Annotated in this window: 10 protein-coding genes (1 of these 10 running past the window's edge); 6 read left to right on the forward strand and 4 right to left on the reverse strand. The window is 61.8% G+C overall.

All coding sequences use genetic code 11. The features are described 5' to 3' along the window. Nucleotides 1-52: 52 nt before the first annotated feature. The 5 genes from hslV to RHEC894_RS00270 all read left to right on the forward strand — a co-directional run bounded on the left by hslV (nt 53) and on the right by RHEC894_RS00270 (nt 6,840). Nucleotides 53-580, forward strand: a complete 528-nt coding sequence (gene hslV, locus RHEC894_RS00250; RefSeq protein WP_085735416.1) for an ATP-dependent protease subunit HslV — start codon at nt 53-55, stop codon at nt 578-580. Between the two features lie 103 nt (nt 581-683). Next, nucleotides 684-1,991, forward strand: a complete 1,308-nt coding sequence (gene hslU / locus RHEC894_RS00255; protein WP_085735418.1) for an ATP-dependent protease ATPase subunit HslU — start codon at nt 684-686, stop codon at nt 1,989-1,991. Nucleotides 1,992-2,177: 186 nt separating this feature from the next. Then, nucleotides 2,178-3,125 (forward strand): DUF1402 family protein, encoded by a 948-nt coding sequence (locus RHEC894_RS00260; protein WP_085735420.1) that lies wholly within the window; start codon nt 2,178-2,180, stop codon nt 3,123-3,125. 48 nt (nt 3,126-3,173) lie between these two features. After that, entirely contained in the window at nt 3,174-4,586 is a 1,413-nt protein-coding gene (locus tag RHEC894_RS00265; RefSeq protein WP_085735422.1) for a cytochrome P450, read from the forward strand. An 85-nt stretch (nt 4,587-4,671) separates the two neighbouring features. Next, nucleotides 4,672-6,840: a malate synthase G gene (locus tag RHEC894_RS00270; protein ID WP_085735423.1), complete on the forward strand. Its 2,169-nt coding sequence runs from the start codon at nt 4,672-4,674 to the stop codon at nt 6,838-6,840. 63 nt (nt 6,841-6,903) lie between these two features. Here the strand turns inward: RHEC894_RS00270 and RHEC894_RS00275 are convergent, their stop codons facing one another. Then, nucleotides 6,904-7,587, reverse strand: a complete 684-nt coding sequence (locus RHEC894_RS00275) for a L,D-transpeptidase (RefSeq protein WP_085735425.1) — start codon at nt 7,585-7,587, stop codon at nt 6,904-6,906. 180 nt (nt 7,588-7,767) lie between these two features. On the opposite strand from RHEC894_RS00275, the gene RHEC894_RS00280 reads away from it, so the two are divergent. Next, entirely contained in the window at nt 7,768-8,262 is a 495-nt protein-coding gene (locus tag RHEC894_RS00280; protein ID WP_085735426.1) for an MmcB family DNA repair protein, read from the forward strand. A 94-nt stretch (nt 8,263-8,356) separates the two neighbouring features. Here the strand turns inward: RHEC894_RS00280 and RHEC894_RS00285 are convergent, their stop codons facing one another. From RHEC894_RS00285 to hrpB, 3 genes are all read right to left on the reverse strand, one after another. Continuing rightward, complete coding sequence (locus tag RHEC894_RS00285; protein WP_085735428.1) at nt 8,357-8,935, reverse strand: ActR/PrrA/RegA family redox response regulator transcription factor; 579 nt, start codon at nt 8,933-8,935, stop codon at nt 8,357-8,359. Between the two features lie 67 nt (nt 8,936-9,002). Further along, on the reverse strand, nt 9,003-10,313 hold the full coding sequence (locus RHEC894_RS00290; protein ID WP_085735430.1) for an ActS/PrrB/RegB family redox-sensitive histidine kinase: 1,311 nt from the start codon (nt 10,311-10,313) through the stop codon (nt 9,003-9,005). Between the two features lie 24 nt (nt 10,314-10,337). Next, nucleotides 10,338-11,611: the 3' portion of an ATP-dependent helicase HrpB gene (gene hrpB, locus RHEC894_RS00295; RefSeq protein WP_085735432.1), read on the reverse strand. 1,192 nt of this gene lie beyond the right edge of the window; 1,274 of the gene's 2,466 nt are visible here — the last part of the coding sequence; the start codon falls outside the window, past its right edge; its stop codon occupies nt 10,338-10,340.

Raw genomic sequence — 11,611 nt, forward strand, 5'->3', positions numbered from 1 at the left:
GCCGGTGTGCGGCCTGGTGGAGTAGCCCGCGTCAAGGGCAGACAGGTGTTTGATGACAACGATCATTACAGTTCGAAAAGGCGGCAAGGTGGTGATGGCGGGCGACGGCCAGGTGAGCCTCGGCCAGACCGTCATGAAGGGCAATGCCCGCAAGGTGCGCCGTATCGGCAAGGGCGAGGTTATCGCCGGTTTTGCCGGTGCCACCGCCGATGCCTTTACGCTGCTCGAAAGGCTTGAAAAGAAGCTGGAGCAATATCCCGGCCAGCTGATGCGCGCCGCCGTCGAGCTCGCCAAGGACTGGCGCACCGACAAATACCTGCGTAATCTTGAAGCCATGATGCTCGTCGCCGACAAGTCGATCACGCTGGCGATCACCGGCAATGGCGACGTCCTGGAGCCCGAGCATGGCACGACGGCGATCGGTTCGGGCGGCAATTTTGCCTTCGCCGCCGCCCGCGCGCTGATGGATACCGATAAATCGGCCGAAGAGATTGCGCGCCGCGCCCTCGATATCGCCGCCGACATCTGCGTCTACACCAACCATAATATCGTGGTGGAGTCGCTTGAGGTCGAAGGCTGAATCCTTGCCTTCCGGCCGCCGCCGCGGCTGACCTGCCGCGGCAAACAATGACGAATTACGGCCGGGCGCTGATGGCTCCGGACCGCCAGGAGAATGATACGCAATGACGACTTTTTCCCCCCGCGAGATCGTTTCCGAACTCGACCGCTATATTATCGGCCAGCATGATGCCAAACGCGCCGTCGCGATCGCGCTGCGCAACCGCTGGCGCCGGCAGCAGCTGGATCCCAGCCTGCGCGATGAAGTCATGCCGAAAAACATCCTGATGATCGGCCCGACCGGTGTCGGCAAGACCGAGATCTCCCGTCGCCTGGCAAAACTCGCCGGCGCGCCCTTCATCAAGGTCGAAGCCACCAAATTCACCGAAGTCGGCTATGTCGGCCGCGATGTCGAGCAGATCATCCGCGATCTGGTCGAGGTCGGCATCGGCCTGGTGCGGGAGAAGAAGCGGGCCGAGGTCCAGGCCAAGGCGCATGTCAGTGCCGAGGAGCGTGTTCTCGATGCGCTGGTCGGCACCACCGCGTCGCCCGCCACCCGCGAAAGCTTCCGCAAGAAGCTGAGGGACGGCGAACTCGACGACAAGGAAATCGATATCGAGGTGGTCGATGCCGGTTCCGGCATGGGAGGCTTCGAAATCCCCGGCATGCCGGGCGCCAATATCGGCGTGCTCAATCTGTCGGAAATGTTCGGCAAGGCGATGGGCGGACGCACCAAGAAGGTCCGCACCACGGTCAAAGCCTCCTACACTGACCTGATCCGCGATGAATCTGACAAGCTGATCGACAATGAAGTGATCCAGCGCGAGGCCGTTCGCTCCACTGAGAATGACGGTATCGTCTTCCTCGACGAAATCGACAAGATCGCCGCCCGCGACGGCGGCATGGGCGCCGGCGTTTCGCGCGAAGGTGTGCAGCGCGATCTCCTGCCGCTCGTCGAAGGCACGACGGTCTCGACCAAATACGGGCCTGTGAAGACCGACCATATCCTGTTCATCGCGTCGGGCGCCTTCCATGTCTCCAAACCCTCCGATCTTCTGCCGGAGCTGCAGGGCCGCCTGCCGATCCGTGTCGAATTGCGTGCGCTGAATAAGGAGGATTTCCGCCGGATCCTGACCGAGACGGAAGCAAGCCTCATCCGCCAGTATCGCGCGCTGATGGAAACCGAACGCCTGAGCCTCGAATTCACCGACGACGCGATCGATGCGCTGGCCGATGTCGCCGTGCACTTGAACTCCTCCGTGGAGAACATCGGCGCCCGCCGTCTGCAGACGGTGATGGAGCGGGTTCTCGACGACATTTCCTACAACGCGCCGGATCGCGGCGGCACGGCGATCACCATCGATGCCGCCTATGTGCGCGAGCATGTCGGCGATCTCGCGCAGAATACGGATCTGTCGCGCTTCATATTGTGATATCGGCGCACCGGTTCATGTCTTTCCCGATGTGAATGCCGGATTGTGACCAACTCCACTCTCGACAGCGGGCCTTTTACTTTTTAGTGAAGGCCCGTTTTGTTTTCCGCTCCGGCTTTATTCGGCCAAGATTCTGGTCCAGTCAGCCGCATCGCAAGCAGGACGATGGAACGGGGATAGCGGATCGTGCGACGCCTTTTGACAAGCCTTTTGATTGCCGCTGCCCTGGTGAATTCGGCGCCTGCCTTCGCCATGCAGACGGTGCCGGCGGGCAACCGTCATGCCGAGCAGCCCGATATTCCGGGCGCGTCCGTCCGGCGCACCAAGGGAACCAAGAGCAGTTTCGATCTGAAATATGAAAAGGTCCATGAGCTTCTGGCGACCGATCGCGAGCTGATGGGCAAGATCCGTAAGGTTTCCAGCGCTTACGGTATCAATCCGATCCATGTCGTCGGCGCGATCGTCGGCGAACACACCTATAATGTCGACGCCTACGACCGGCTGCAGTCCTATTATGTCAAGGCCGCATCCTATGCCGGGGAAAGCTTCCGGTTCGCCTATGACGGCGAAAACGTCGATGATTTCGTGGCGCGGCCGCAATTTGCGCAGTGCAAGGGCAAGAGTGATTCCTACACCCTTTGGACCTGCCGCGAAGATGTCTGGGAAAGCGATTTCCGCGGCAAGACGGTGGGCGGCGAGAGCTTCCCCAACAACCGCTTCAGCGCGGTCTTCTTCCAGCCCTTCTATGCCGGCCAGACCTTCGGCCTCGGCCAGGTCAATCCGCTAACGGCACTGATGCTCTCCGATCTCGTCAGCCGGGTCTCGGGTTATCCGAAGCTGAACGAGAAGAATGCCGGCGACGTCTATAAGGCGATCATGGATCCCGATATCTCGCTCGCCTTCGTCGCGGCCTCGATCCGCCGGTCGATCGACGATTACAAGGAGATCGCCGGCATGGACATCTCGGGCAATCCCGGCCTGACGGCGACGCTGTACAATGTCGGCAATTCCCGCCAGCGTGCCGCGGCACTCGCGGCGAAAAACCGCTCTTCCGGTGCGACCGTTTGGCCCGAAGAGAATTATTACGGCTGGCTGATCAACGACAAGCTGGACGAACTCAAGGGCCTGCTCTAGCTTCAGGCCTGACGGGAGGGCACCGATCTTCCCCGAAAGGCTTTGACGATGGACATGCGTCCTGATCCCTTCGTTCCGCCGGCACCGCTGCCGCGCACCGTGCCGCCGAGCCGGCTTGATATCATCCGCATCATCTTGCGCAATCCGCTCGAGCTCTGGGGCGAACCGTCCTACACGCTGCCTTGGATCAAGACGAGCTTCTTCGGTCAACATACCCTGATCGTCAACGATCCCGGCCTGATCAAGCATGTGCTGGTCGATAATGCCAGCAATTACCGCATGTCCGACATACGCCAGTTGGTCTTGCGGCCGATCCTGCGCGACGGCCTGCTGACGGCGGAGGGCCAGGTCTGGAAACGGTCGCGAAAGGCGGTCGCCCCCGTTTTCACGCCGCGCCACGCCAAAGGTTTCGCCGGCCAGATGCTGCGGCAATCGGAAAATTATGTCGGCAAATATGAGGGTGCCGGTTCGGCGGGCCGGGTCTTCGATATCGCCAGTGATATGACCGACCTTACCTTTGCGATTCTTGCCGAAACGCTTTTCTCCGGCGAAATCGTTTCCTCGAGCGGCCATTTTGCCGACGATGTCAACCAGCTTCTCCACCGCATGGGCCGCGTCGACCCGATGGATCTGCTGCGTGCGCCCTCCTGGGTGCCGCGCCTCACCCGCATCGGCGGCCAGAAGGTGCTGGAGAAATTCAGGGCGATCGTGCGCGACACCATGGATATGCGTCTGGCGAAGATGAAGGCCGACCGCGCCGCCGCACCGGACGATTTTCTGACGCTGCTTCTGGAGCAGGCCGGCCCCGACGGACTCACCAAGGAGGAGATCGAGGACAATATCCTGACCTTCATCGGCGCTGGACACGAGACGACCGCGCGTGCACTGGCCTGGACGCTCTATTGTGTGGCCAACAGCCCGCATATCCGCGAGGCGATGGAAACGGAAATCGACGCTGCTCTCGCAACCGGCGCCGAGCCGGTGGAATGGCTGGATCTGATGCCGGTGACCCGGGCAGCCTTTGAAGAGGCTCTCAGGCTTTATCCGCCTGCCCCTTCGATCAATCGCGCCGCAATCGCCGATGACGTCTGGACGAATGCGAAGGGCGAGAAGGTCGAAATACCGGCCGATATCACCGTGCTCATCATGCCCTGGACCCTGCATCGTCACGAACTCTACTGGGAAAAGCCGCGCGCCTATATGCCGGAACGGTTCCTGCCGGAAAATCGCGGCAGTATCGGCCGTTTCCAGTTCCTGCCGTTCGGCGCCGGCCCGCGCGTCTGCATCGGCGCGACCTTCGCGCTGCAGGAGGCGGTAATCGCACTGGCGGTCATGATGCACCGGTTTCGCTTCGACCAGACGGAAACGACCCATCCCTGGCCGGTGCAGAAGCTGACGACGCAGCCGCAGAACGGGCTGCCGATGCGCGTGACGCCGCGCATAGTTTCCCGAGCGGCATAAATCTTTCGAATTATTGCGGAATTGACTGTGAATGAAAGCCAGGCAAAGTGGCAGCATTCAAAGTCGTTGCCAGGGAGAATGCCGCATGAGCCGCGTTGATAAGAACGGTCTTGCCATCGAAACCGTCCTCCATGATTTCCTGACCCGGGAGGTGCTGTCGGGGCTGGCGGTCGATGCGGACAAGTTCTTTGCCGATTTTTCGGCGATCGTTCATGATCTCGCGCCCAAGAATCGGGCGCTGTTGAAAAAACGCGACGAGCTGCAGTTCAAGATCGACGACTGGTATCGCCAGCACGGCGCTCCGACTGATATGGATGATTACCAATCCTTCCTGCGCGGGATCGGCTATCTCCTGCCGGAGGGATCGGACTTCCAGGTTTCGACCCAGAATGTCGATCCCGAGATCGCCTCGATCGCCGGCCCGCAGCTGGTCGTTCCGGTCATGAACGCCCGCTATGCGCTCAATGCCGCCAATGCCCGCTGGGGCTCGCTCTATGATGCGCTCTATGGCACCGACGCCATTTCCGAAAGCGACGGCGCTGAAAAGGGCAAGGGTTACAATCCGAAGCGCGGCGAGAAGGTGATCGCCTGGGTGCGCGATTTCCTCGATATGGCGACGCCGCTGCAGGATAACAGTTGGAAGGACGTCGGCAGTCTGGTCGTCAAGGATGGAGCGCTCGCCATCAGATCGGTCGATGGAGAGCAGGCAATGCTGAAGGATGGGGGGCACTTTGCCGGCTATCGCGGCGATGCTGCCGCCCCGACGCACATTCTCCTGAGGAACAACGGCATCCATATCGAAATCGTCATCGATGCGACCACGGCGATCGGCAAATCCGATCCGGCTCACATTTCCGATGTCTGGCTGGAATCGGCGATCACCACCATCATGGACTGCGAAGATTCGATCGCCGCCGTCGATGCCGAGGACAAGGTCACCGTCTATCGCAACTGGCTCGGCCTGATGAAGGGCGACCTGCAGGAAGAAGTGGCAAAGGGTGGAACGAGTTTCGTCCGCAGGCTCAACCCGGATCTGGACTATATCGGCCCGAACGGCGCCGCCTTCGAACTGCATCGCCGCTCGCTGATGCTGGTGCGCAATGTCGGCCACCTCATGACCAATCCGGCGATCCTCGACAGGGATGGGAACGAAGTGCCCGAAGGCATCATGGATGCCGTCATCACCGGCCTGATTGCCCTTTACGATATCGGCCCGGCCGGCCGGAACAAGAATTCCCGCGCCGGCTCCATGTATGTGGTCAAGCCGAAGATGCATGGGCCCGAGGAAGTCGCTTTCGCCGTCGAGATCTTCTCGCGGGTCGAAGATGCGCTTGGGCTGCCGCGCAACACCATCAAGATGGGCATCATGGACGAGGAGCGCCGCACGACGGTCAACCTCAAGGAGTGCATTCGTGCTGCCCGCGAGCGCGTCGTCTTCATCAACACCGGCTTCCTCGATCGCACCGGCGACGAGATCCACACCTCGATGGAAGCAGGCCCGATGATCCGCAAGGGCGACATGCGCCAGGCAGCCTGGATTTCGGCTTATGAGAATTGGAACGTCGACATCGGCCTTGAATGCGGCCTTTCCGGCCATGCCCAGATCGGCAAGGGCATGTGGGCGATGCCGGATCTGATGGCGGCGATGCTGGAACAGAAGATCGCCCACCCGAAGGCCGGCGCCAACACCGCCTGGGTTCCGTCGCCGACGGCGGCCACCCTGCACGCCACCCATTATCACCGGGTCAATGTCGCCCGGGTTCAGCAGGGACTGAAGGACCGGGCCCGTGCCAAGCTGTCCGACATCCTCTCCGTACCGGTTGCGGTGCGGCCGAACTGGACAGCGGAGGAAATCCAGCGCGAACTCGACAACAATGCCCAGGGTATCCTCGGCTACGTCGTGCGCTGGGTCGATCAGGGTGTCGGTTGCTCGAAAGTGCCTGACATCAACAATGTCGGGCTGATGGAAGACCGCGCCACATTGCGCATTTCGGCCCAGCACATGGCCAACTGGCTGCATCACGCGGTCGTCACCGAGGCGCAGATCGTCGAAACGATGAAGCGCATGGCCGCCATCGTCGACCGGCAGAACGAGCAGGACCCCGCCTATCGGCCGATGGCCGGCAATTTCGACGGCTCGATCGCCTTTCAGGCCGCCCTCGATCTCGTCTTGAAGGGCAGGGAGCAGCCGAGCGGCTATACCGAGCCGGTGCTTCACCGTCGCCGCCTTGAGCTCAAGGCGCAGGCCGGTTGAAATATAAAAGGCCGCCGAAACGATGTTCCGGCGGCCTTTTTTATATCGAATTCGGTCTCTACCTTACTGGATGACGATGACCTTGGACGTGCCCTTGCCGGGACGGACGCGGCTGTAGAGGTCGATGACGTCCTGGTTCATCAGGCGAATGCATCCCGAGGAAGCAGCGGTGCCGATCGAGGCCCATTCCGGCGTGCCGTGCAGGCGGAACAGCGTGTCCTTGCCGTCCTCGTTGAAGAGATACATGGCGCGTGCGCCGAGCGGATTGGTGAGACCGGGACCCATGCCGTCTTCAACATATTTGGCGACGTCAGGGCGGCGTTCAGCCATTTCCTTCGGCGGGTGCCAGGTCGGCCATTCCTGCTTCCAGGCGACGTAGGCGGTGCCGGCCCATGCGAAGCCCTGCTTGCCGACGCCGATGCCGTAGCGCATCGCCTTGCCGTTGGCGAGGATATAATAGAGGAAGCGCTCGCGTGTATTGACGATGATCGTGCCGGGACGCTCCGTGGTCTGGTAGCTGACAACCTGGCGGCGGAACTGCGGCTTGACCCTGTCGATCGGGATCGCCGGCAGAGAGTATCCGGCATCCTTCGTCACGCCATAGGCGTCGTTGAAGATTTGAGCTGTCTGTACCGTTGGGCCTGCGCCCTTGTCGTCGACGGATGCGCTATCGGAACTGGTGGAGCAGCCGGCCAGTGCTAGCGTTGTCAGCAGGCCAAATACAGGGAATGCATTGCGGATGCGCATAGATGACTCTTGAAGTTTTGGGGCAGGGAGAAACAGTCTTTCGACCATCGTTGATTATGGTTTATTTTCGATTAACTTGCGCTTTGCAAGGCTACTGCGGCGCGACAAATCCGTCTGCGGCGCAAATTAGAAGCGCATGGTTTTTTTGCAACAACACGCTAGCCCCTGCGATGGTTATCCATGACGATTTTGAGCGTTTACAATAACAATCCGTTAATCGACGGCCGGCAATCGGATCGGGCCATGATGGTGCGGCGGGGAACGCAGATTTTACTGCATGAAATGCGCCATGCCGTGCTGCCTGAACTGCCGCTGGCCAGCGGCCGCCGTGCCGATTTGATCACGCTTTCGGAAAAGGGCGAGGTCTGGATCATCGAAATCAAGACGTCGATCGAGGATTTCCGGGTGGATCGCAAATGGCCGGAATACAGGCTGCATTGCGACCGCCTGTTCTTCGCGACCCACAAGGATGTGCCGCTCGACATCTTTCCCGAGGAGTGCGGGCTCTTCCTGTCGGACGGTTATGGCGCCCACATGATTCGCGAGGCGCCGGAACACCGCATGGCGCCCGCCACACGCAAATCCGTCACGCTCAATTTCTCTCGCGCCGCCGCGCAACGGCTGATGATGGCCGAATGGGCAAGCGGAAAGCCGTTTACCGTGGATGATGTCTAGAGCAATTCCAGGAAAAGTGCGAAGCCGTTTTCCCAAGCAAAGCGTGAGGCGCTTTTGCCGGGAATTGCGTAAAAACAAAAAAGTTGGAGCGGTTCTATTTCGGCGCGCGTTTGGCAAGGATGCGCTGCAGCGTCCGCCGGTGCATGTTGAGCCGGCGCGCCGTTTCCGAAACATTGCGCTCGCACATTTCATAGACCCGCTGAATGTGCTCCCAGCGCACCCGGTCAGCCGACATCGGGTTCTCGGGAAGCTCCGCCTTTTCGCCGGCCCGCTGCGTCAACGCCGAAAACACGTCGTCGGCATCCGCGGGCTTTGCCAGGTAATCGACGGCGCCGAGTTTCACGGCCGTCACCGCCGTTGCGATATTGCCGTAGCCGGTCAGCACGATGATCCTGGTGTCGTCGCGCTTCTGGCGGATGGCTTCGATGACGTCGAGCCCGTTGCCATCGCCGAGCCGAAGATCGACCACCGCGTATTTCGGCGGGCGGCCTTTCGATTTCGCGACGCCTTCCGCCACTGATTCGGCCGTCTCGACCTGGAAGCCGCGCGTCTCCATCGCCCGGGCGAGGCGGCGCAGGAACGGTCCGTCGTCGTCGACGATCAGCAGGCTGGCGTCAGGGCCGATATGGTCTTCATCAGACGCCGCGAAATTTTCATGATTCTGTTCTGTCATCGTCTCGGTCCCGGCGGCTCAACGCCCGATCTGTGTCAACCGCTCTATTCTGTTTATGCCGACAAAGTCATTTTGTCGAATTTGCGTCGATCAGCATGCGCGGCCATTCGATTCGGATCCGTGCGCCCGCACTGTCCGGGTCGCGATTCTCGAAGATCAGCGATGCCCCGGAGCGCTCCAGCAGCGTCTTGGCGATGAAAAGCCCGAGACCGAGGCCGCCGGCCGTATCCTCCTTCTGCCTTTTGGTCACATAAGGCTCGCCGATCCGGGTCAGAATGTCGGGAGCATAGCCGTTGCCGTCGTCCTCGATGACGATCAGCACTTTATCGTGATCATGCTCGACGGTGACGATCACTCTCTCCCGCGCATAATCGACGGCGTTTTCGATCAGATTGCCAAGCCCGTACATGATGCCGGCGTTGCGGTCGGTCACCGGCTCGTCCTTGCGCGGGCTCTTTTCGATCAGCTCCAGCGTGATGCCGAATTCCCGGTGTGGTGCCACGATCTCCTCGATCATCGAGGAAAGCGGCAGGCGGCGCATATGTGCCTCGCCTTCGGAGGAGAGCGTCGTCAGCCGCCGCAGGATGTCACGGCAGCGTTCGCTCTGGCTGCGCAGCAGCATCACGTCCTCGCGGAAACGATCGTCGTCTTTGAGTTCTCGCTCCATTTCCTTGGCGACGACGCTGATCGTCGCGAGCGGCGTGCCGAGCTCGTGTGCGGCTGCGGCCGCCAGTCCGTCGAGCTGCGAAAGATGTTTTTCCCGCTGCAGCACCAGTTCGGTCGCTGCCAGCGCATCGGCAAGCTGGCTCGCCTCCATCGACACCCGATAGGCGTAGAAGGCGGCGAAGGCCATCGTCGAGGCGATCGAGCACCAGACACCGAACTGCATGACATTGTGGACGTTGATCTCGACGCCGTCGAACCACGGCAGCGGAAAGGGCGAAAAGGCAAGCACCGTGATGCAGACCATCGCAAAGCCGATCAACGCCGTGCTGTAGCGGATCGGCTGCGAAGCAAAGGAAATGATAACCGGCACGCAGACAAGCGCTGCGAACGGATTGGCAAGGCCGCCGGTGATGAAGAGCAGCGCGCAGAGCTGCAGAAGATCGAAGCCAAGCAGCGCAAAGGCGGCCGGCGGCTCCAGCCGGTGAGTCGGCGGATAGCGGATCGTCAGGTAGAAATTTACCCAGGCAAGGGCAGCGATCAGCGATGAGCTGGCAATCAGAGGCAAGGGAAATTTCAGCCAGAAGGCGACGATGAATACTGTCAGCGCCTGCCCGCCGACGGCAAGCCAGCGCAGCCGCACCAGCGTCTGCAGGCGCAGCCTGCGGCTATTGTGCCGGTCCTCGCGCGTATGGCTTTCCGTCTTGTCGATCATGCCGGGAGGCTCCCTGAATGGCTCTCATGTATCACGCGGCTTCGCCCGTGTCGTCGGCAACGCCTCTTCCGGCCGCTCCGGCCAGGGATGCCGGGGGTAGCGGCCGCGCATATCGGCGCGCACGTCCCTCCACGAGCCGGCCCAGAAGCCCGGCAGGTCGCGTGTCGTCTGGATAGGCCGATGCGCCGGCGAGGTGAGTTCGAGCAGCAGCGGCAGGCGGCCTCCGGCGATCGCCGGGTGCTGCTTCAACCCGAACAGCTCCTGTACGCGGATCGTCAGCACCGGCTCCTCGCCCTCATATTGGATCGGATGCCTTTGGCCGGTCGGCGCTTCGAAATGGGTCGGGGCAAGCCGGCTAAGGTCGCGTTGCAACTCGTGCGGCACCAACGACATCAGCCCGTTGGAAAGCCCGCCCGCGGAAATCTCCGAAAGGCCGCGCGCCTCGGCCTGGAAGGGTGCGAACCAGTCGTCCAGCCGGGAAAGCAGCGCATCGTCGCCGACATCGGGCCAGGGGTCGCCGATCGTTCGGTGAAGAAACCCGATCCGCTCGCGAAGTTGCACGGCCTCCTTCGAGAAGGCAAGCTGATCGAGCCCCAGTTCGCGTACGCCCTCTACCAGCGCTTCAGTGACCGCGGCCCCGGAAGGTCGCGGCAAAGGCGTCTCGTCGAAGACGATCGCGCCGAGCCGGGTTGCCCGCCGCGCCCTGACTTGCCGGCTTTGCCGGTCGAAGAAGATCTGATCGCCGCTTTTGATCTCGCCGGGCAGTTCGGTTTCGATATCGCCGCGCGTCACCTCGGCCGCCGCCAGAACCCGGGCCTGCGCCGCCCGTCCGGTGAGATCGGCAATGACAAGCATCTGGCTGCCGGCCAGCCTCTCGGTTTCCGGCAGTTCCGCGCCGCGCCCGTTCGCCATGACGAATCGGCCGCGCCCGCCGCGCTGCAGCGCGATTCGATCCGGGAATGCATGCAGCAGCAACTGGCCGGCAAGCGCCGGCGCCGTTGCGGCAACCGTGTCGAGACCGCTCGCCAGCCGCCCCGCCAGTCGCCGCGAGGCATCGGCTCTTTCGCCGCGCTCGGCCTTGAAGCGCCGCAGCCGGTCCTCGATATCGACGCTCGTTCCGCCAAGCCCCTGTTCGGTGAGAAGCACTGATATCATCGCCGCGTCCCTGGCGTAGCCGGCTTCTCCCGCCGAGACGACCATGGCGGCAAGCCGCGGCGGCAGCGCCAGATCGCGCATCACCTTGCCGCGTGCCGTCAACGCTCCATCCTTGTCGAGCGCGCCGAGCTGGCCAAGCAGTG

The sequence above is a fragment of the Rhizobium sp. CIAT894 genome (genome assembly GCF_000172795.2).
GTDB lineage: Bacteria > Pseudomonadota > Alphaproteobacteria > Rhizobiales > Rhizobiaceae > Rhizobium.